This window comes from Emticicia sp. GW821-FHT11C11 (assembly GCF_058808615.1).
The window spans coordinates 737,278-758,446 of record NZ_JBXARV010000003.1 but is presented as its reverse complement, the minus strand read 5'-3'; the positions used below and the strand labels follow the sequence as shown (position 1 = coordinate 758,446).

The window sequence follows — 21,169 nt, the reverse complement described above, 5'->3', positions numbered from 1 at the left end:
ATATGCCGGTTAGTAAGAAGCTATTGGGTGATAACGTCACCTACCTGAATGCCATTGCCCAAAGAGAAGCGAACGTTCAGTACTATACTGATGCCAACCTGAGTATTATCTGCTCAGGAGAGCTCTATAATGCCCGGTTTTCTGACCTCGGCGCTTATCTGGCAACAGCATATCAGCAATGGCACAAAGCACTACCCGGACATTTGTATGGCTCCAACTGGTGGTTTATTATTTATGATAAAAACAGGAAGGAGGTTTTCACGGCCGTAGAACAATACGGAGACACGTTCCTGTATTATGCGCTGCATGGCAATCACCTGTATATTTCCAGAAACCTGTCTTTTTTCAGAAGTGCTATTCCTGCCAGTCTCGATTTTCAGTATTTGCTGGCAAATGCTTCCATTGGTGTTTCTGTAGGTAGAAATAACACCCATTACAAAGATATTTTCTACATACCGCTGGGCCATACGCTAAGCTATAACGGCGATACCCTAAAACTTGAAAAGTACTGGTTTCCGGAAGCAATAGCTGTCAGGGAAAACCAAAAAAAGGCTGATCTTTACGAAGAGCTTTACGAACTTTATCATGACGCCGTAGCCAAAAGGCTGGCAGGCGCCAGAAAACCGGCAGCCATGCTGAGCGGAGGCCTCGACTCCGGCTCTGTCGTTACACTGGCCGCTCAGATACTGGCTACACAAAACCAATCGCTTCATGCGGCCAGTCATATACCCAGATATCAGGAAACCACCCCGGATAAACATTGGTTCAACGATGAATCGACGCATATCAACGCGATACTGAGCGGGCATAAAAATATTTCGCATCGATTTCTGACCTCCGAAAAAAGCTGTCCGATAGAAGGCATCGAAAATTACCTGAATGTTTCTGAAGGCGTTGTTGCGGGTGCAGGCAATCTCTACTGGATTCTTGATATTTACAAGCATCTGCAAGAAACAGATGCCGACGTCTGCTTAAGTGGCAAACACGGCAATTATGCCTTATCGGCCACTGGCCTGCCTATGCAGTTACCTGTGTATCATCCCTATTACAGGCATAAGCCGCGGCGTATACTCAGCAAACTGGCCCGGCCATTCAAAAAAATTGATTTAGAAAAAAGCCTGAATGAATCGCTGGCGGCTTCTTATGTTTCTTCAGATTTACTGAGTCGTGAACAGAAAGAACAAATTATTGATTTATCAGCTAAGGCCCTCTTACCCGATTCTCAAAAGCAAAATCTGATACTTTCGCTTTCATTGGCCAATAATAATCATATCAAAAACCTTTACGGAATTTATAACCGGTTCGGGTTTCAGATCAAAGACCCCACTGCCGACCTGCGCCTGATAGAATTCTGTTTGTCGCTGCCCAACGACATGTTCTATGGGCCTAATGGTGAGAGCCGGTATCTGCTCCGCAAAATCATGCATCGCTCAATGCCGCATAGTGTTTTGTACGAAAAACAGCGGGGCAGGCAGTCGTCAGATATCAGCCGGCGACTCATCGCTAATAAAAAGAAAGTAAAAACCACTGTAGAAACACTGTTGGAAGACCGCGATTTCAGCGCAATGATCAATGCCCCCAAATTGCAGAAAACCGCCCAAAATATATTGGAAGATACCGATATAGGCTATTACGAAGGCATGAATTTCCTGACAGCCATCATGCTGGGGCTTTTCCTCCGGCACCATAAAAAGTGAGGCAAACCTACATTTACGTATACGCACAAACAGTCATTGGTTTCGCTACGAAAAAATAACATATCAAAACTTGAAAATCTCAATTAAACCACTACATTTAGGTTAAAATTAGCCTATATTATGACTAGAAAGCAGCCAGCCTCCTCTGACAAAAATCAACCGGATACACAAGCCGATGGTGTTTCAGCTAAGGTTTCCGGAAAACGCTTGTGGGTTACTCCAAAACTTGAAATTTTTCAATTTAAACAAGATGCAGGTGCTGATACGGGTGAAGACCCCTTCTCTCCTGAGATTCTCGCCCAGCTAAAAAAATAAAAAACCACGCAACTTCCTGTTCAACAAAACCTCAACCGCTTTAACAACCTAAAGTGCCTGACGTGCTATTATACAATAACAGTCAGCTACTTTTTCGTATCATAATTTTGAATATTACGGGCAAAAAACTAATTTTGTACAAACCTGAATACTCTTTATGATAACCGAAACCACTACCACCAGCGCTCAGCAAGTTGAGCAATCATCTCCCGTTTCTGAAAAGAAACAATGGATACAACCCAATCATGAAAAAATCGAGGTAACAACTACATTCTCGTTGCTATCCCATTCAAAACTTGATCCGTTAGGTTCATAATAATCCGGTTGGTTTGTTTTATTTGCCGCATCAGGAAATACTATTGTGTTAAACCATAGTGTTTCCGTTGCTTTTTATTGTCCAGATTTATTCCTATTCATATCAAACGCATCATTATGGTTACTGAAAAAACAACTAAACAACCTGCTGCACCATCTGCTGAGAAAAAACAATGGCTCACACCCAAGCATGAAAAAATTGAGGTATCAGCAAAACACTCATTGCTACCCGGTTTGAAACTTGATCCCATGTATTCATAATAATCTGGTTGGGCTGATATACCGCATCAGGAAATACTATAGCATTAAACCATAGTATTTTCCTTGCTTTTTATTACATAGATTTATTCCAATTACATATCAAAACATCATTATGGTTACTGAAAAAAAGACTAAACAACCTGCAGCAAAATCTGCTGAGAAAAAACAATGGCTTACACCCAAGCATGAAAAAATTGAGGTATTAGCAAAGCATTCATTGCTACCAGATTTGAAACTTGACCCTTTGAGTTCTGTGTAATGTAATACAAAACTGTCTGGTTCTGAAATAGGTTTACACTAATCTATTTCAGAACTGTTTTTACGCATAAAAGACCATATGCGTTTACTTTCTACCAATATCCTTTAAAATACTCCGAATCTCAGGATTATAGCTTACATTTACAGGATAAACAATACTCTCGCATAATTATATGTTAACCACAGAAACCAACCCATCCCTAACAAAAGCAGTTAGTGAAGAAAAAAAAGCGCAATGGATTTCTCCTGCTTTTGAGAAAATCCAGATCACAGGACTAGGCAAACTTGGTGGAGCCTATGATGAAGTTGATCATGCCAATAATTTAACCAGCTAAACATACATCTTTAGCGTTAGCTTAACCCTCTCCTTTCCTGTTGGTTGGAGAGGGTTGTTTTTTTTAGAACCGTGCGGAAACCTCTTCTAAATTCAATCCTAAAACCGCAAACAACTCTCAATTATATCTACCTTTACCCGGCAACAAAAAACGAACCCATGTCTGAGCAACAAGTAGATAATATTCTTGATCAATTAAGTACCAATAATCTGCTGAATCATTTCGTCGGCATCAACCACGATGGCGACTTACTGCACGTCTTTTATCCGACATTTACTCTGTTAAACTACGAGTCGCTGGTTGAGTTTTGTGCAGAAGAAGAACTGTTTTTTTACTCAGCGCCAAACAAAGACCTTTTCCAGCTAACCCTGCTGAACGACCCTGTTTATACGGCTGGCAATTGAAAGATATTGTTCTCTATACACAAGGTTGCGCCGGGCAAGGGGATTCTTTGTCCCGACAGAGTCTCCCGTGTGAGTTGACCTTACGCCCGGCAAGGGGACTCTGTCGCGGGATAACTTAATTTAAGCTGACACACGGAAGAGATATAATCAGGTTAGGATAAAATAAATTTACCAGATACTGTAACATTTGCATTTAAAAATTTGTTACGTTATGTAACAAGCTATATCTTTGCTAATACTTAACAAAGATTCTGTATGAATAAATTGAATGCTGAGAATAATTTGAAAGTAGCAGAGATGATGCTTGAAGAGATTATTGAGGCAGGTGAAGTAGAAGCAAGACAAGATGAAGTAGATGAATTACTAGACTTCATAATTAGAGTAAAAATAATACTCAAGGAAATAAATGATACCAAAACGGAAGAATAACCTTCCATTCAAACTTTATAATCATGGTAAAAGAACGTATAGCTACTAAAGAAAACGTAGCTGATTTTCTGAGAAAAGCGAATAAAGAGTTAGACCAGATGCAGAATTCTCTGAATATTAACGGAGAAACCATCTTGCTTGGTGAATTTGTAACCATTAAGCGCTATTGCCAGCTATTTGATATTGAAGATACTCAGGTAGTTTCTAACTGGATTAAACGAGGTATCATCCCACCCGAAAACATCAAAGAAATAACGGAACTGAATGGTTTAAAGCTGATTAAGGCTGTTGCGTATAGGTGATTTGAGCAGATTCTTTTTGGGTGAAGCTTATCTTCTATCACAGGGGGATTTTAACCCTCTTTATTCAAAAAATTGTTCATTATTCTGAATATATAGTCTTCTACTAAGCTTTCAATTCTTAATTTCGTCGGGATTAATTCCATCCATCTTAAGAAGCCAAATATTCCAAATAAAGCCGATATAATACAAATCAAGCTATTAAACCAAATATTATTTAATTCTGGTTTTTGCATCTTTGTCCAAAAACTTACTAATATTAATGCTCCTCCAATTAAAACAAAAGTGGATTTTGCTAAGAATTTCGAGATTCTTCGAATATTATTATTAATTATAAATATTTTCGATTGCTCGGCAATTAGGTCAGTCTTTATTTTTAACTCTAAATCTTCCAGAATTTCAGATGGAGTTTTGTCTGTATATTCTTCAATATCATTAAGTGTCTTTTGCTCTAATAGAGTATAAGTAAGATTAGAAGCGCTTAAAAGATAAAATTGTTCATCATTAATAAGATTTTCCTTTCTCATCTTACTTATATCTTCATAAAATCTATTTAATAATCTATTGTCCAACTCGATAATATTATAACATTCACTAATTAATTGACGAATATTCAAATTTTCATTTTTAACTGGATAATTAGCCCATAGAATAGTAGAAAGAAAAATATCGGTTACGCAAACAGGTATTGTTGACTTATACTCCCATTCGTTTCTCTCATAAATCTTTGAAGCGTAGGCAATTTTCTCATTACTTGTTAAAAGAATCGCCTTACTTAATTTTAGACTTGTTGCACGAGTTTGCTTGCGTATCTTAAAAATACTAGATATAGCTTCAACATCTCTTTCAATTTTTTCAGTTATATGCCACGGAGTCTTTCTTGAATCATCTCCTTTATAAAGATCTTCAATACTTTTTTTAAGTTTGATTTCGTCAATTTGAAATTTATGCTGTGAGTCATTTAACGATGGACTTTCAACCTTAACTATTGAGTATTTTTTTAGTATTAATTCAAGTTGGTTTAATTTAATCTGAAGTTGCTGAGCTGAAATATTTTCTCGTATTGAAGTTCTTAACACTCTTGAGCTTTTCGTAATATCATAATTCTTCTCATTTAATCTTTTAATACTATCCTGTATTGACTTTATTACTTCCCCATAATTCAATTCGAAAACTTTAAGATGTGCATGATTATTTTTTAAAATTTCAATCAATTCTTTGCTTAGCTTGTAATTAGAATCACCATTTAATCCCAAAAGATTAAATATTATTGGTGCATCAAGGTAAATCTCTACATTGTTTAAGGCACCTGTAAAATTCTGAATATCCTCATACGTTATTAAGGATGCTATAGCATAACCTTTTGCTAGTTTCAAAATAGTTTTAAACTTCTTATCGTCATTGCTTTGTAAGTCCGTAATAAATTTAGCTATGATATACATTGCCTTTTTACTCTCCTTCACTTTAGGTAGAATGCTATTTCCATTACTACTGGCAAAAAGCAAGTCTAAATCATATTCTTTAAAGAACGCGATGATTGCATCTTCTATTTCCTCTTTCGAAAGTATAACCGAAAAAACGTCTGAACAATAATTATTTAATTCAATTATTAGCTCTTTGAAAGCCGAATCAAGATTATCTCTTTCATCGCTCTTTACAATTATACAAATTTTACTATAATTAACTATCCATTCTCCTGAATGCTTATTTAAGAGGCCATCCTTTGCCATTCTTTTTAGAATAGATTCTATTGCACCCAGAGGGATATTAATGCCATAAAATTCTTTAAAATCATCTTGGATATTTTCTCTTGTGACTTTATCATACTCCTTTATTCTAATAGAACTACAAACTAAGGGAATATAACTATCAATAATATCCTTCTTATTATTTTCCCAATTATAGGAAATTAATGCTAATCCAAATAGAGTTTTGTTCATATCAGCTAATTATATATAACTTATACCATTTTCTTAATCCAATACTCCCTTATTTAAGGTAGAAAGTAAAATATCACCTCTACTTGCAATAATTAAACACAGATTTTAATCAAATTTGAACGAGCATTTAGCAATTATTTGTTTAATTCACTTTTTATTAACAAGCTTATACAATCTCTTTAACAAAAACCTATGTATAAATATTATACCTAAAAGTAAAGTAAATCATATTTTATCAATTTATAAGCATGGTACTTATTTAAATTAAAGATAAAATCAAATTCTATCTACACATAAAAAAAGCTACCTCAAAATGGTTTGAGATAGCTAAATAATGCTTCCGAAATTGTTAATTATTTTTTTGTTTATTCTTACTTAGAAGCCCGAATTGTCCCATTTTGAACAAGATTGAATAAGTCGAAACAAAAAAGCCGCATTCGCGGCTTTCCCCTACCCTCCCCCATTCAACTGATTAAAATACTCCAGCATTTCTTTCGCATTTTTATTCGTTAATTTTTTGGCATGTTTCAGATTTTTGGGTTTGGTTTTGTCGTCAGTATCAAAATGATACTGTGGTGCATCGGCAAGCATGCGCTGCACTATGCCCCAGCGAATACCCCAGACCAGATACTCATAAGGCCAGTGAAAATGGCTGCAGATAGCTCCTCGTGAGCCAAACGTACTATTCAGGCCGCTGGCGTGGCTGTCTCTATCCGATGAGGAGCTGTCGTCCGGGTCGCGGACATCAATCTGATAGAGCTGATAAAATCCCCGAGATTATTAATCTGATTGATGTATATCGTGAGTTGTATGAGCTTAGAGGGCTGTATGCGCCATAGAAAATAATTGGCCAGCAGACTCGAAAACAATCGTATCTTCCACTTCGAATTCAGCACGGCAATGGCCACGGCCATCGCAGATTTCTTCGCCGATTCGGCCGTGATACGCTTCGCCTCTGCCAGTGTATTTTCTGACAGCATGGCTTCATCAAACTCAATGCTCAGAAACAGATGACTCAGCCGGTCTAAAGTACCCAGATACGGCTGCTCTATACTGAAAGTACGTTGTTTCTGCTTCGAAAAATATCTTAAAATGCTGCGCTTCGGCACTGTAAACTGTATACCACGGCTTATCAGCACATTGGCTTCGTGCATCTCTGCTTTATGTGGGTCAAAATCTAAATTTTCAAACATAATCGGGTGAGTTTTAAATGGGCAGGAAATAACCCCAAACCCCTGACCCTCTCCCCAACAGGAGGGAGAGGGCCCGAGTAGGGTCAATCAAATCAATCTTAGCTTTCGTCTGAAGCCAGCGACAGAATCATAGGCGCATTGCCACCTGCAGGTTTCAGAACGGTAATTACCACTTCTACCTTCAGTGTTTCAGAGCGACCAAACTGACCTGTAAACTTGGCAGAAAGCTTTGCTCTCGGAATCTTGAATACAAGGCCTTCTTTGGGAGTAATTTTCACCGATCTTTCGATATTCTCGGCAGATGCCGGGTAATTCCAGGTTAGCGGTTCCTCTTCGTCAGTGGAAAGCGTACCGCCAAAAACCGCCTTACATTGTGCCAGGTCAGGCGATGCCAGTTGGAACGTGATAGTGGTCTGCCCCTGTTTGGTAGCCGTATGGATGGGGCTATCTTCCTCTTCCGCAAAAAACTCGGTCACCTCAGGGTCTGCGGTTTCAATGGTACAACTTCCTTCCGCTGTATGGCCGATAGTAGCCAGTGGAGCACCCATTACTCCGTCAACTCCTAATGCAGCTACTTCTATTTTCGCTAAGCCAATTGTTACTATATTTCCCATTTTGTTTTTGAAATTTTATAATGTTTCCTGTAATCTGAACTCAATTCTGAAATGAAGCCTGGTTTGTTTAATAGCAGGCTCATCATAATCTCCCTGCCGCGATGTCCACAGCGAATAATAGCTGCCGTAGGCCTCTCTCAACACTCCCCGCGCCACTGCCAGCACCTCATCTACCCGTTTGGTATCTTTCAGTGTCTGTTTCCGGCCGTTTATGTTCTGATACACCTTGGGCACATAAATATTCACATTGGCCACACCGGCCTGTAGTGTTCCCTCTCCTATCAACATACTGCTGATCACCACATCTTCATCCGGCGAGTCCAGCGGACGTTCGCCTTTGTAAATTCCACCTCTGATAAAGGCTTTCAAGGATGAATGACTGATTAAATCATAGAGTATGTTGTCCTGATCGGCTGTTGTTCTCATTTTTCTGACGATTAAACTTTTCCTGCCCTGAGTTTTTCCAACAACAGAGGCAAGGTTTTTTCTGCATACATTTCAGCACCGGTGAGTACATCTTTCGACAGCGACTCTGCCTGTACTGCATATTCTGACCCCGAAACCACAATCAGCGCATAGCCTTTACTAAATTTTGCCGCCAGCGTTAAAGCCAGGCTTTCGCCTTGTCGGGCTTCATTCGCCGGTGTTCCGGCTTCTTCTGCATCAGCGGGGCTGGCAGGCATATCGGGCAGCGCATTGAACTCACTGGCTACCACCACTCCGTCTGCCACGATCACGTAGCCAATAGATGAAGCAAGCCTGCCCGAGGCATCAATTTCATTGGCGCTGGCACGTGCCATCTGCACACTTTCGTCTCCCACCTGCCTTAACGACAGCACAATACCCGCCTTTAACTGTCTGACGCCCGCCTCCAGTTCCTTTCTGATGTCGGCCAGGCTGAAAGTGGATTTCAGAGCCATAATCTTGTATGAAAACGGTCTTTGCTTACAAAAATCACCTCGCCTTCTAATCGTACGTAGCCGTCTTTCTCCAATACCTTTATGCGCTCGCCCGCATGCAAAGGCGCTGTGCCCGCAGGGCATTGGATCAGGTGCGTGGCCTGCAGATACGTGCCGTCTTCCCTGCTGAATTTCCTTTGCCGGCCTGCTTCGTTGCGGCAGGGGCCTACTGTTATCCAGCCGGCTTCTTCTGCCACAAAATTACCCTGGGCATCCTGCACTGAAACCGGCATGCCGAGCTTTTGTAGCGTATATGGATATTGGATTGACATCACCACAGATTCGATTTGTTTTTAATTTTCGGTTGTGCTTTCAGCAGTTTGTTTTCGTAGCCCAGATTACTACACAGCAAGGCGTAATAATCGAGTATACCTTCTCTGTCATAGCTGATACCGTAGCCACCCTCTGAGACCGACGAAAGCACCAGCAACTCAGGTATAAAATAATACAGTGCCCGCTCGGTTTTGTCTACACTATCCAGCGTATACGTTTCGTCAGAGGCGATGTTGTTTTTCAAAAGCAGGGCTTCGAGCTCAAAGTCGTCAATCATCAAACCAAACTTCCCGACCTTACTTCTTATGTAGTCTGCTACTAACATCGGCGTATAGTTTATTTCGACCAGCCGGAGTTCAGTCCGTCAACCAGCCATTTCGAACTGGCGCCGTTCAGTACCGGAAACGCATTGGCAATACCCAGGCAGGTTTCAACCAATGGCTCTTCGCTGGCGAATCGTTTAATCAACACGTGTTCGCGTTTCACTTTCAGCGCTGTTGAGCTCTCTACGTCTTCATCAGCCAGGCGGGTATGAGCCGTGTTGCCCAATACCGGTGCTTCAGAGAACAACAACACACCGGCTTCCCACGGATTCACCTGCGTGCGCACTCCTTTGATTTCGATTTCGATGAAACTCTCAACCAGACCAATCACCGGCAAACCCTGCGCTTTCAAAGCCATGTTGAGTGTCGACAACAACGATACCTGCGTAGGAGCCGGTGTTTGTGCCGCCCAGGGTGCCACAAAGGCAATGGTTTCGGCCGATACCAGAATGGCATCAATCATGTCCTGATCGGTGAAGAGATAGTTCAGCTTTTTGCCTTTTGCCTTAGCTGCCTTTACTACGTCTCTGATTTTGGTGATGGGTTTTGATGTTTCGGCATTGGCCACCGTAATGTTTACTGAAACGCCCGACTTATTGGCCGCCGGAATCAGGAAATCCACATTGGCTTCGGTTACCACGCCATCGTTGTTGGTGTTGGTCAGAATCACCTTGCCGGTTGAAGCCGCTCTCAGTGCCAGCCATTCCAGCCGTGCGTTTACACCGTTGAACACAAACAGCTGGTCTTCCCATATCCAGTTCAGCAGTTCTTTTCGGGCGGCATCGTCTTCATAGCGTTTCAGAGTGTTGTACTCGTTCATCTGCGACTCGGTTTTTTCACGAGCCACCCCGATTTTCGGAATACTGCCACTCAGTTTAGAAACCACCTCACGTCTTTTACGAGGCGCACGCGAATCCCACGAAATCACATCACCCGCCACCGGTGCACCGAACTCTCCCTCGAGCGACTCCCACTTCAGAGAGGTGACGAATTTGAGCGGAAAAAGCGTAGGAAAGTAGAAGTCTGTCAGCGCATATTCATTTGCCACAGCCTGCATATCCTTCTCGCTTAGTCCGTTTATCAATGATTTTATCATTTAATGAATCAATTTTGAATGAAAAATAATTACCTGGCTATAAAACCCCAACCCTTTCCTACGTGAGTCGCCCCAACAATGGGGAAGAGCACAGTTTGTCCCCTCCCCACAGTTGGGGAGGGCTAGGGAGGGGTTAAGCCCTTTCCGTTTTATTAACTAATAAGCCCCGCTTACACCCACAATACCTGCGGTAAAGCCGCCTTGATCTGTGCTGTAGCCACGGGTGCATTCGCCTCATAAATGGTGGCTCTCAACCAGGCATCAACCACGTTGGTATCACCCGTTTGTAACTGAATGGCATGGCCGGTAACCGCAATTGGCGTTACCTTAAAGGCCGATGTATTAGAGGCAGCCTCGGCCACAGCCTGAAAAATACCTGCATATTGCGCCACAGCCACACCTAATGTAGTACCTACCGAAATCGTGTCGTAGTCGGCATTAGATGTATCAATAGCTGTAATGGCATAGGCTTTGGCACCTGTCAGCGCGGCAATGAAATCGCCAACCTTAAAACCATGCCCTTTAAACACCAGATAATTGGTGGCCGAATTACCCGCAGCCGTATGGAGTCTGGCGGTTTTCAGCACATGATACAGACCGTTGCCGTCTTTGCCAACCACCGACCCGGCCGGAACAACCGCGCCGTCGGTAAAATCGGCTATCGCAATGGTAATACCTCCGCTGATATCTTCCAGCTTGGTAGCGAACGCAACCTTATCCGTTGCCGGATCGCTCTCTCGAAAATTTTGCATAATGAGATTTTGAAATTAAGAATGAAAAACCTGCTTGCCGACACCTGCATTAACAGTGCCCGGCTCTGCCCCCGCACCGAAAACGGGCTTGCCCGGTGTACTCCCCCTGCCCTCTCTCTCGGCTTTTCTGGCTTCAATATAGGTCTGGGTGTCAACCGAAACACCGTTTCTGGCAGTTCTGCCCGGCATCGGCTGTGGAATTTTGCCCAACCCTTGCTCACCAAACAGCGGTTTTACTTCCTCTAACCCTGCTTCCAGCTCAGTCTTGTAGGTTTCAAATTCGCTCTCGTCCCTGAAACTCATCCGTACAAAATCACGCAGTTTCATTTGTCTGAACGACTCAGGCGTGTCTTTCAGCAGCGACTCAAGTGTTGCCTTTCTCGACTCAGTGGCGTTGCCGTTTTCCAGTGCGCTTACTTTGTCCATCAATGCCCTGTTGGCCGCAATCAACCCCTGTGCCCAGCCCGGCACATCGTCATTTTCCGGCTTTGTAAAGCCATTTTCATTGCTCTCTTTATGGCCTTTCTGTCGGGCGATGGCATCAGTTACCCGTTTGTCGGCATCGCCCTGAAACGCCTTCAGCAGCGCCTCTACCCCTCCGGTTGCGGTGTCAACTTCACTTTCATCTGTTACTGTGGCTTCCAGCATGGTGGCAACAGCATCAAAAGCTTTTTCGCCAAACCCCAGGTGTTTATATCTGGTTTTCAACGCTTGTAGAATTTTCCCCTTTAATAACATAAGGTGTGGATTTTTGAAAATTTAAATGATCATGTTGTGTTCTTAGCAAAGATAAATACATTATTTTTGCACTTATAATATAAGCGTATACAATAACACATACCCGTGTTAGTTACACAATCAACCCGGATTCCACACATGAAACACACAAAAGATGTTATCTATCGCCTTACGTTCAAGCGTATCCGGCAGACCGAATATTACCGCCAGCTGAAAAGCATTTATGCCTACCACACCCGCGACGAAATCGGCTGCAAAGTAGGCCACCTTTATGATTCAAAGATTGAACCTGGTAAGCCATTCAGCAACAAGAAAGTTATAATTGAGGTGATAGAAGTGAGGTGATATCTTGTGGCGCGAACATCCTGTTCGTAGCTAAAGAAAAATTGTACAACATTGTGTTACAATAGTGTACATCGCGGCAGAAAACACTCCCTATTCTATCAGAATTTAAATTCCCCTACAATTCCCATCATCAATCTTCGTTTATACATAAGCGCCTGACTGAGGAGGAGGATATTAACTTCTATTTTCCATTAAATCCTTTTTATGCCTACTATCCTATTGGTTTTTCTTTCTGCTTTTGTATGTCTTTTCAATGGTTTTGCATGGGCTCAGAATCCTGCTGATAGTGTTGTTCTTGGCAAAATCAGAGCCGCAGCTGAAACTAACCGCCTCCAGAATATCATCAGCAATTTCGCCGACCTTAACGGCCCGCGGCTTTTAGGCACCCTCAATTACTACGAAGCTGCCCGTTGGGCAAAACAGGAACTGACTTCTTACGGAACTGACAGTGCCTACTTCGAATCCTTCGACGAAAAATACAGAGGCTGGAGCGTGAAATCATTCAATGTGGAAATGACATCCCCCAACTATATGCATGTCATTGCGTATCCGTTGGCTTATACTCAAAGTACCCGGGGAATAGTAAGTGGAGAGGTCGTAATACTGTTTAATACAGACAGCCTGTCGAAACTTAAAGGAAAACTCAGAGGCAAGATTCTATTATTAGCTGCAGATTACAGATCCTTCAATGCCTCGCAACAGATTCTATCAGAGAGATTATCAAAAGAAACCTTGCAGCAAGCTGCTGATAATCCTGACCCTAACGACCTGATGATTGGATATCACAGCCGACGGTCTACCAGTCAGGCCATTGAAAATCAGGAAGCGGCAAGAAGTAACCTCAAAGACTTTTTTATCTTTTGCGAAAAAGAAGGTGTTTTAGCCCTGATTGAACCCAGTAATTATCCTTATGGAATTCTCCATGCCGATGGTAATCAGCATGTGCCATCTTACCGGAAATTGACTGATATAAAGCCCATCGCCTCTTTTGTAATTGCTAATGAGCATTTCGGTAGGATTGTAAGGCTGATAAAAGCAGGTCAAAACCCTTTGCTAAGGCTGAACCTACAAACGGAATTTAACTATAATCCGGCATACAACGTCAATGTCATTGCCGATATCAAAGGACATGATACGGCTCTGGCACAACAACAGGTGATTATCGGAGCACATCTGGACTCGTGGCATGCAGGTACAGGAGCCGTCGACAACGCAGCAGGTTGTGCCGTAATGATGGAAGCTATCAGGCTACTGAAAGCAGCCGGACTGCAACCACGCCGAACCATAAAAATTGGCCTGTGGGGAGGTGAAGAACAGGTGTTTGCAGGCTCACGGAAATATATAAATACACATGTAGGGAATCTGGCTGATGGCAAGCAACAGGAAGATTTCTCCCATATTTCGGCCTATTTCAATCTCGATAACGGCACGGGTAAAATCAGAGGAATTTACGCCCAGGGCAATCAAAAAGTGAAACCATTACTGGAAGAATACCTGCAACCTTTTGCAACGGCAGGCAACGGCACTGTAACCATGCAAAATGCCAACCAGACCGACCACGAGCTATTCGATGCGCTCAATATCCCGGCGTTTCAGTTCATACAAGATCCACTCAATTATATTTCGGCGGTGCATCATACCACCATGGATGTCAGCGAATACGTCAACATAAAAGACCTGAAAGAAAGTGCCATTATAGTTGCATATCTTGCCTATAAAGTGGCAATGGCTGATAATCTCTTACCCCGGCGAGATTACATCAGTATTCTGCCGAGCATGCAGGGGAACACCACTTTTTTTCTGAAAGGGTTTGAAAATGCCCGTTCGGTTTCTATCGCAAGTGATTTCAACAGTTGGAATATGTTTGGCACTCCATTGGCCAAAGTAACAGGAGGCTGGCAATGCAAACTGAACCTGCCACCGGGCAGATACCTTTTCAAATACATTGTAGATGGCGACTGGACAGCCGACCCAACCACACCTGCTAACCAACTATTAAGAGATGGCAAAGGCCACGCAGGCCTTACAGAAGTAATAGTTAAGTAGCAAAACCAGCCCCACGAACATCCCATTCGCAGCCAGAGAAAAATTGTAAAACATAGTGCAGCAATAGTGTACATTGTGGCAAAAAAAAGATAGCCACAAAGTACTGGAAGTAAACCATGTGACACAAATAAGCTATCCCAAACTTCCCGCATTCGACAATCCGAAATCGAAATTCGACAATCCCCTAGCCTTTTTGTGTGCTAGCCTCAATCATTCGCATCACCTCTGTTCCTTCAAAGCCGCTGCAGGGATTCGGGCCTTTGCCTAAGAAATATTTCACAGTAGCTTCAATCATCGGTTGCTGCACATGCAAAAGCGGGTCGAATGTCAGCGTCTCTGTTTTACCATCTATTTCTACCGTGATGCTGTCGGTACTAAAAACCGTGAAGCTTATTTTGCCTTTAGAACCCTGTATCTCGCAATAATCAACCGACTGTGCCGCACTGAAACACCACGTTCCGTTGAAAACCACCCCGTTCTTAAAAAGCACATTGCTCACCACCATGTCGTCAGCATGATACAATCCACCCTGATTAGTGGCCAGTCCGCTGATGCGTTCCACCTCACCAAAGAAATAATACATCAGGTCAAGCTGGTGCGGTGCCAGGTCATGAAACAACCCACCACCTGCTGTAGCCGGGTTTACCCGCCAGACTGTTTTTGGGTCAGTCAGGTCTTCGGGTGTCAGCGGTGGTTTGGCCAGCTCTAGCCTTACCAATCTCACATCGCCAATGGCTTTATCGGCTATCAACTGTTTTACTTTTCTGAATCGCTGCTGCTCACGTCGGTAATGCGCCACCACCAGCTTTATACCAGCTTTTTCAGCGGCCTCGGCCATTCTGCATGCCGCGGCGTAATCGCCTGCCATAGGCTTTTCTACATACACAGGCTTACCGGCTTTAATAGCCGCCAGTGTGTATTCTTCATGGGTTGATGGAGGCGTAGCCACATAAATGGCATTGATTGCCGGGTTATCAATCAACGCCTGCGCATCGCTATACCATTGGGGTACACCATGCCTGCGGGCATAGTCTTTGGCTTTGGCGGCATCGCGCCGCATCACAGCTATCAGCGCCGAGTCGGGCACTTTATTAAAAGCAGGCCCGCTCTTCAGTTCGGTAACGTCACCGCAGCCGATAATCCCCCAATTGATTTTCTCCATGTCGATTCTTGTATTGCTGGTTTTGATAAAAACAAATATCGAAATAATGCGCCACTTATCAAATGTCATTATCAGCCTGAACCGGGAATCCACAGCAATACATACATTTCCCCTCCTGCAAAGTTTTTAATTTATTCTTTGGAATTTCACGCTTTATCTCTAACTTCATCAAAAGGGTTACTAACACATACCCTGTTTCACAGCTTTGATTCTTAAATACTTATACCATGAAAAAAACTATTCTACTTCTGGGCTTAGTGGTTAGCATGAGCATGATTTCATTTGCTCAGGAATCTAAACCTAAAATCACCATTACTGCCGGATACGGCCTGCTCACCATGCCTCAGTTTGCCGAGGGTCTCAGCGATATTCTGAGTACTGCCATTAGCGGAGGGAATGTCCGCTACGAAGATGCCACTTTCAGCGGTGCAATCATTGCCGGAGTCAGAACACCCGGTAAAGGCAAAGTTAAATTCGGGGTCGATCTCGTTTTTGAAAAATTCTCAAAGGAAGTATACAACAACGCCAACAACGAGTTTATGGGCGACAGCAAGGGGAAATATTTCAGTATCATACCCCGTATCGATTACTACTGGGTCAATAAATCCTTGTTCCGTTTGTACTCGGGTATAGGCGCCGGTGCGTCCTTTGCCTCGCAGAAATTTCAGAGCAACAAAAGCAATCACACTTTTTTTGCGTTCAATGTAGCCCCTATAGGTTTCGAGCTGGGCAACATAGTGTCAGTCTATGGCGAAACCTCTGTCGGCTACAATGGTTTGCTCAATTTGGGTGCGCGGTTAAAATTGTAAGTTCGTACTACTGATACGCAACAAAGGGGCGCATAGGGACAGTTTCTATCCTTGTGCACCCCTTATCTTTTAATCCATTGGCTCATCACAATCCGAATATCAACGGTGTATAGTTTCGTATATCACAATAATTTCTTTTCTTCGTCAAACAATTCAATCTATAACCTAATGAAAATATTAAAACTGTTTTTTGTTGCATTCACACTCTTTTTTGCAGAAAACACCCTGGCACAGAAACGTAGCCCCGTTAATACCTATAGAAACCCTGTTATTGCCGGGGACTTCGCCGATCCATCGGTGATACGCGTGGGCGACACCTATTATGCAGCAGGTACTTCGTCTGAATGGGGACCGGCGTATCCGATGTATACCTCCAAAAACCTGGTCGACTGGGAGTATCTCGGGCCTGTTTTTAACCAATTACCCGAATGGACCATGGGCAGCTTCTGGGCACCGGAGTTATTCTACCGCAACGGCACTTTTTATGTGTATTATACTGCCCGCCGGAAGTCAGACAAGCAATCGTTTATTGGTGTGGCCTCTACAAAAGACCTAAAGAAAGGCTTTACCGACCACGGCCTCATCATTGAATGGACAAGCGAGGCCATTGATGCTTTTGTGGTAGAAGACAAGGGCAAGCTGTACATCAGCTGGAAAGCCTATGGCCTCGACAAGGGCAAAACTATAGAACTGCTGGGTGCGGAGCTATCGCCCGACGGACTGAAAGTAATAGGCGAAGCATTTACTATGATTACCGCCAATAAAAACGACTGGGAGGCCGGTGGCGCCGAAGGACAGGCCATTTTTAAAAGAGGAAAATACTGGTACATGTTATACTCGGGCAACTCATGTTGCGGAAGCAAATGCAACTATATGGTAGGCGTGGCAAGGGCTGAAAAAATACAGGGCCCCTGGGTGAGGTATGCCGGGAATCCGGTGCTGGTTAGTGATGACGTCTGGAAATGCCCAGGCCATGGTACTGTGGTAACCACGCCCGACAACCGTTATTTTTTCCTGCACCATGCCTATAGCGCGGCCGATTTCACTTACGTAGGCCGACAAGCAGTGCTAAGCGAACTGGTATGGGACGAAACCACCCAATGGCCGGTATTCAGATACGGCAAGGCCACTCCTGAACAGGCGGAATCTCCGGCCGGAACCAGTGTAGCCGACTATTCTGGCTTTTCCATTGATTTCAGTAAGAATATGCCCAACCTGAGGTGGATATTTGATGTGCGCCAACCGGAACCCATTTACACCGTAAACAACGGTACGCTGCAGATTGAAAACAATAATCCGGGTACTCCGGCAGGCAATTTTATAGGTTTCAACATCAAAAAAGGCAGCTATGCTTTTTCGGCAGAAATAAACCCGAAAGATGAGCTGACACAAAGCATTGTGATTTACGGCGACGCCAAAAATGCCATAGGCTACGGTGTCCGTAAAAACACAGTTGAATTGTGGCGCATAAAAGACGGCGTGCATGAGATAACAAAAACACAGACCATACCACCAGACAGCAAAGACATCATACTGAAACTGCAAAGCTACAACGGCCGTTTTTACGAATTCAGCTGGGCAATAAAGGGAGAAAAAACCGACGCCACCCACAAGATGGCAGAGGTTGATACCATCTGGCTACCCCGCTGGGATAGAGCCGCAAGGGTAGGTCTCAATGTATCAGGCAAGTCCGGCGCCAAAGGCGAAATAAAATCCGTTGAGATGAGTTATCAGTAATGGGCTAAGGGCAGAGAGCAGAGGGACAATGTATAAATTTTACGTCCTATGCTCCCTACCCCATGTCCCATGCCCTTCGCCCCATGCTCCTTGCACTATGCCCTTCGCCCCATGCCCTATGCACTTCACTTACTCAACAACCTGCTTTTCACCACCAGTTCAATCACCTGCTCGCGCATGGTGCGGCTGATGGGTATCAGGTGAGTCCCGATGCTCAGGTCATTGTTTTCTATACTGCCTATTTTTGAAACCGCCACCAGATACGATTTATGCACCCGCAGAAAACGGCTGCCATCCAGATACTCTTCTACGGTTTTCAGAGGCAGCAGGGTCATGTACTTACCTCGCGTAGTGTATATCACCACATAATTCTGCATTGCCTGCACAAACAGAATCTCGTTAATCAGTATTTTCTCATACTTGCTTTCGCACTTGATAAACAGGTAATCCGGCTCCTGATTCACTGCCACGCTCTCATTCTTACGGTTCTTCAGCAAGTGCAGGTCTTTTGCCTTGGTTGCTGCCTTAAAAAATCGGTTGAAAGTTATCGGTTTCAGCAAGTAATCAACGGCATCAAACTGAAAACCCTCCAATGCATAGTTGGGGTAAGCCGTGGTGATAATCACCATAGGCAGGTTGGCCTTGATCTTCAGGAAATCCAGCCCCGTCATGTAAGGCATCTGAATATCCAGAAAAATAAGGTCTATGGGCTCGTTTTCCAGTATTTTGTCCAGTTCCAGCGGATTCTCGGCCACAGCCACCGGTTCGAGGTAATCAATTACCTCCATGTACTTCATCAGGCCCTCGCTGGCCAATGGCTCGTCGTCTACAATTACACACCTGAGTTTCATTTCAAATCTATTGACAGGTCTATCCGAAAACTATGGTTATCCGCATTGATTTTTAAGCCATGCTGGTCAGGGTAAATCAGATTCAGACGTCTTTGCACATTACTGAGCCCGATACCTGGCATCCCTTTGCCCGTTTCTGTGCTTCTGCTATTTTCAATATGCATTTCAAGCGTTTGGGCGTCTTTCACTGCCAGACACATGCGTATGAAGTTTTTCTGCGTTTTGCCTTTCGATACATGCTTGAAAGCATTCTCGACAAAGGGAAGCAACATAAACGGAGCGATGTTTGCTCCCTGCGCCGATGCATGGTTTATCTCAAACTGCAGTTCGGTCTGGTTTTCGTTCAGCCGCAGAGACTCCAGTTCTATGAAGTTCTCCAGAAAAAGCAATTCCTTGCTCAGCGGAATCACGCGGTCGTTGCATTCGTATAACTGATACCGCAGCATGTCGGAAAACGACGCCAGCGACTCCGAGGCAAGGTCGGGGTTCTTGTGTATCAGAACAAAAATAGAGTTAATGGTATTGAACAAAAAGTGCGGATTAATCTGCGACTTCAGATATTTTAGCTCCGTTTCCAGATTATCTTTTTCGAGCGTAAGTCGTTTTTTCTCAGTTTCGAGCCAGTTTTTGCCCAGTTTCACACTCATGGCCAGTGTCATGCTTCCGGCTGTAGAGGGCAGAGCATTGGTTGAGAAAATAATCAGGTACTCATCAGGCTGACGGTGAAACATTTCGTAGAACGATAGTCCTGAAAAATAAGGAGCCAGATAATAACCGCCCGTAATAAATGCCGAGCAAGCCATTATCGTCAGAATCACCAGTGCGATGTAAGTGCGGTATCGGCCCACATACAAAAACCGCGGAATGAGGTAATACAGATTAAAATAAGCCCCCAGCGCCTGAAAGACAATATAGCCTATAAACTTGACAGGCAACGGCCCCAGAAACAGATAAGCGTAGACATCTGGCAGGCTGCCCACGTTTATCATCATCCACAACAGATGATAGCCAATCCAGAACGGTATGTGGTGAAGTTTATATCTGAAAAACCAGTTTTGCATCCAGGATGTTTCGGTCGGTTAAATAGCTGTAAGATACAGAGAATGCCTCCCGTTCCCAAACCCTGATTGACGTATGGTACAAAATAATTGATGAAATGCAGAGACAAATACCGATTTATAAGTATATTTACTCGAAAGCCTGATAGACAATGACTATTGTCCAAAAAAATAAGTCGTCGGTACCCCGCTAAAATCATCGAATTACACATCGACGACATTTTGTTTTGGATTTGTAGATAAAAACACGTAAAATAGCATCTACAAAGCATTTTTTTAACGGGTCATAATCGCACCATACAGGAATTGAAACTTAGATGCCACGTCTCCCGTTTTCTTATCCCATACGGTCATAATCGCACCATACAGGAATTGAAACATTGCCGATTGGTCACCTACAGACGTGTAGTAGTGAGTCATAATCGCACCATACAGGAATTGAAACAAATTTAGATTGCCTTTAATAAGTTGTGTTTAGAATAGTCATAATCGCACCATACAGGAATTGAAACTACCTATTACAAGCGCAAACTTTGAAAACCGTGTAGGTCATAATCGCACCATACAGGAATTGAAACCCGATTTGCCGAATAACGAATCTGCGATGTTCGCAAAGTCATAATCGCACCATACAGGAATTGAAACTTTCAGGTTGTGCATACGGATGATGAGAGTGCAGAGGTTTTAATCGCACCATATAGGAATTGAAACTACAAAGAAAAGGGTAAGCAAGTAGCACAGTTTCAAGTTATAATCGCACCATATAGGAATTGAAACATGTCCAACATCGTGTAACGAAAAGGCACTTGCGTGGTCATAATCGCACCATATAGGAATTGAAACTAGTAAGGAATTTTGGAGTAAATTAAACTAATTTGTCATAATCGCACCATACAGGAATTGAAACAGTATGAAAGTAAAGACCGGCATCAGGTATTCACCGTCATAATCGCACCATAC

The 21,169-nt window shown here is 43.2% G+C and carries 27 protein-coding genes and 1 CRISPR repeat array; of the genes, 13 read left to right on the top strand and 14 right to left on the bottom strand.

Going from position 1 to position 21,169, the window contains the following annotated elements; genetic code table 11:
* Window positions 1-2: 2 nt before the first annotated feature.
* The 9 genes from AC1RRY_RS18365 (at window position 3) to AC1RRY_RS18325 (ending at window position 4,316) form a co-directional block, all read left to right on the top strand.
* Complete coding sequence (locus AC1RRY_RS18365; protein WP_492821897.1) at window positions 3-1,697, top strand: asparagine synthase-related protein; 1,695 nt, start codon at window positions 3-5, stop codon at window positions 1,695-1,697.
* A 120-nt stretch (window positions 1,698-1,817) separates the two neighbouring features.
* Complete coding sequence (locus tag AC1RRY_RS18360) at window positions 1,818-2,012, top strand: hypothetical protein (RefSeq protein ID WP_492821899.1); 195 nt, start codon at window positions 1,818-1,820, stop codon at window positions 2,010-2,012.
* A gap of 157 nt (window positions 2,013-2,169) precedes the next feature.
* Window positions 2,170-2,328, top strand: a complete 159-nt coding sequence (locus AC1RRY_RS18355) for a hypothetical protein (RefSeq protein WP_492821901.1) — start codon at window positions 2,170-2,172, stop codon at window positions 2,326-2,328.
* A gap of 116 nt (window positions 2,329-2,444) precedes the next feature.
* Window positions 2,445-2,588 (top strand): hypothetical protein, encoded by a 144-nt coding sequence (locus tag AC1RRY_RS18350; protein WP_492821903.1) that lies wholly within the window; start codon window positions 2,445-2,447, stop codon window positions 2,586-2,588.
* 112 nt (window positions 2,589-2,700) lie between these two features.
* Window positions 2,701-2,847: a hypothetical protein gene (locus AC1RRY_RS18345; RefSeq protein ID WP_492821905.1), complete on the top strand. Its 147-nt coding sequence runs from the start codon at window positions 2,701-2,703 to the stop codon at window positions 2,845-2,847.
* A gap of 172 nt (window positions 2,848-3,019) precedes the next feature.
* Window positions 3,020-3,181: a hypothetical protein gene (locus AC1RRY_RS18340; protein ID WP_492821907.1), complete on the top strand. Its 162-nt coding sequence runs from the start codon at window positions 3,020-3,022 to the stop codon at window positions 3,179-3,181.
* 158 nt (window positions 3,182-3,339) lie between these two features.
* Window positions 3,340-3,585: a hypothetical protein gene (locus AC1RRY_RS18335; RefSeq protein WP_492821909.1), complete on the top strand. Its 246-nt coding sequence runs from the start codon at window positions 3,340-3,342 to the stop codon at window positions 3,583-3,585.
* A gap of 255 nt (window positions 3,586-3,840) precedes the next feature.
* Entirely contained in the window at window positions 3,841-4,014 is a 174-nt protein-coding gene (locus tag AC1RRY_RS18330; protein ID WP_492821911.1) for a hypothetical protein, read from the top strand.
* Window positions 4,015-4,037: 23 nt separating this feature from the next.
* Entirely contained in the window at window positions 4,038-4,316 is a 279-nt protein-coding gene (locus AC1RRY_RS18325) for a hypothetical protein (protein ID WP_492821913.1), read from the top strand.
* A 50-nt stretch (window positions 4,317-4,366) separates the two neighbouring features.
* On the opposite strand, the gene AC1RRY_RS18320 is transcribed toward AC1RRY_RS18325, so the two are convergent.
* From AC1RRY_RS18320 to AC1RRY_RS18270, 11 genes are all read right to left on the bottom strand, one after another.
* Entirely contained in the window at window positions 4,367-6,253 is a 1,887-nt protein-coding gene (locus AC1RRY_RS18320) for a hypothetical protein (protein WP_492821915.1), read from the bottom strand.
* Window positions 6,254-6,703: 450 nt separating this feature from the next.
* Window positions 6,704-6,853, bottom strand: a complete 150-nt coding sequence (locus AC1RRY_RS18315) for a hypothetical protein (RefSeq protein WP_492856587.1) — start codon at window positions 6,851-6,853, stop codon at window positions 6,704-6,706.
* 86 nt (window positions 6,854-6,939) lie between these two features.
* The gene (locus tag AC1RRY_RS18310) at window positions 6,940-7,446 is read right to left on the bottom strand and encodes a hypothetical protein (RefSeq protein ID WP_492821919.1); all 507 of its coding nucleotides are present in this window, start codon (window positions 7,444-7,446) and stop codon (window positions 6,940-6,942) included.
* A 98-nt stretch (window positions 7,447-7,544) separates the two neighbouring features.
* Window positions 7,545-8,060, bottom strand: coding sequence for a hypothetical protein (locus AC1RRY_RS18305; protein ID WP_492821921.1), 516 nt, complete (start codon window positions 8,058-8,060; stop codon window positions 7,545-7,547).
* 15 nt (window positions 8,061-8,075) lie between these two features.
* Window positions 8,076-8,486 (bottom strand): hypothetical protein, encoded by a 411-nt coding sequence (locus tag AC1RRY_RS18300; protein WP_492821923.1) that lies wholly within the window; start codon window positions 8,484-8,486, stop codon window positions 8,076-8,078.
* Window positions 8,487-8,497: 11 nt separating this feature from the next.
* Window positions 8,498-8,980, bottom strand: a complete 483-nt coding sequence (locus tag AC1RRY_RS18295) for a hypothetical protein (protein ID WP_492821925.1) — start codon at window positions 8,978-8,980, stop codon at window positions 8,498-8,500.
* Complete coding sequence (locus AC1RRY_RS18290; RefSeq protein ID WP_492821927.1) at window positions 8,971-9,291, bottom strand: hypothetical protein; 321 nt, start codon at window positions 9,289-9,291, stop codon at window positions 8,971-8,973. The genes AC1RRY_RS18295 and AC1RRY_RS18290 overlap by 10 nt, the downstream gene beginning before the upstream one ends.
* Entirely contained in the window at window positions 9,291-9,617 is a 327-nt protein-coding gene (locus tag AC1RRY_RS18285; RefSeq protein ID WP_492821929.1) for a DUF6706 family protein, read from the bottom strand. The genes AC1RRY_RS18290 and AC1RRY_RS18285 overlap by 1 nt, the downstream gene beginning before the upstream one ends.
* 11 nt (window positions 9,618-9,628) lie before the next feature.
* Window positions 9,629-10,711 carry a major capsid protein gene (locus tag AC1RRY_RS18280; protein WP_492821931.1) on the bottom strand — a complete coding sequence of 361 codons (1,083 nt, stop codon included), beginning with the start codon at window positions 10,709-10,711 and terminating at the stop codon, window positions 9,629-9,631.
* A gap of 170 nt (window positions 10,712-10,881) precedes the next feature.
* Window positions 10,882-11,463 carry a hypothetical protein gene (locus AC1RRY_RS18275; protein ID WP_492821933.1) on the bottom strand — a complete coding sequence of 194 codons (582 nt, stop codon included), beginning with the start codon at window positions 11,461-11,463 and terminating at the stop codon, window positions 10,882-10,884.
* Between the two features lie 15 nt (window positions 11,464-11,478).
* Entirely contained in the window at window positions 11,479-12,201 is a 723-nt protein-coding gene (locus AC1RRY_RS18270) for a hypothetical protein (RefSeq protein ID WP_492821935.1), read from the bottom strand.
* A gap of 138 nt (window positions 12,202-12,339) precedes the next feature.
* Here AC1RRY_RS18270 and AC1RRY_RS18265 point away from each other — a divergent pair, with 138 nt between their 5' ends.
* Window positions 12,340-12,546, top strand: a complete 207-nt coding sequence (locus AC1RRY_RS18265) for a hypothetical protein (RefSeq protein ID WP_492821937.1) — start codon at window positions 12,340-12,342, stop codon at window positions 12,544-12,546.
* Window positions 12,547-12,750: 204 nt separating this feature from the next.
* Entirely contained in the window at window positions 12,751-14,592 is a 1,842-nt protein-coding gene (locus tag AC1RRY_RS18260; RefSeq protein WP_492821939.1) for a M20/M25/M40 family metallo-hydrolase, read from the top strand.
* Window positions 14,593-14,776: 184 nt separating this feature from the next.
* Here the strand turns inward: AC1RRY_RS18260 and AC1RRY_RS18255 are convergent, their stop codons facing one another.
* A complete protein-coding gene (locus AC1RRY_RS18255; RefSeq protein ID WP_492821941.1) occupies window positions 14,777-15,754 on the bottom strand; it encodes a Gfo/Idh/MocA family protein in 978 nt (325 codons plus the stop codon).
* 227 nt (window positions 15,755-15,981) lie between these two features.
* On the opposite strand from AC1RRY_RS18255, the gene AC1RRY_RS18250 reads away from it, so the two are divergent.
* Together AC1RRY_RS18250 and AC1RRY_RS18245 are read left to right on the top strand one after the other, a co-directional pair.
* Complete coding sequence (locus AC1RRY_RS18250; protein ID WP_492821943.1) at window positions 15,982-16,563, top strand: hypothetical protein; 582 nt, start codon at window positions 15,982-15,984, stop codon at window positions 16,561-16,563.
* 168 nt (window positions 16,564-16,731) lie between these two features.
* Complete coding sequence (locus tag AC1RRY_RS18245) at window positions 16,732-18,300, top strand: glycoside hydrolase family 43 protein (protein WP_492821945.1); 1,569 nt, start codon at window positions 16,732-16,734, stop codon at window positions 18,298-18,300.
* Between the two features lie 125 nt (window positions 18,301-18,425).
* On the opposite strand, the gene AC1RRY_RS18240 is transcribed toward AC1RRY_RS18245, so the two are convergent.
* Both AC1RRY_RS18240 and AC1RRY_RS18235 read right to left on the bottom strand, forming a co-directional pair.
* The gene (locus tag AC1RRY_RS18240) at window positions 18,426-19,151 is read right to left on the bottom strand and encodes a LytR/AlgR family response regulator transcription factor (RefSeq protein ID WP_492821947.1); all 726 of its coding nucleotides are present in this window, start codon (window positions 19,149-19,151) and stop codon (window positions 18,426-18,428) included.
* Window positions 19,148-20,212, bottom strand: a complete 1,065-nt coding sequence (locus tag AC1RRY_RS18235; protein WP_492821949.1) for a sensor histidine kinase — start codon at window positions 20,210-20,212, stop codon at window positions 19,148-19,150. The genes AC1RRY_RS18240 and AC1RRY_RS18235 overlap by 4 nt, the downstream gene beginning before the upstream one ends.
* Window positions 20,213-20,492: 280 nt before the next feature.
* A CRISPR array of direct repeats spans window positions 20,493-21,116; the repeat unit is 30 nt; unit sequence GTCATAATCGCACCATACAGGAATTGAAAC.
* Window positions 21,117-21,169 lie beyond the last annotated feature (53 nt).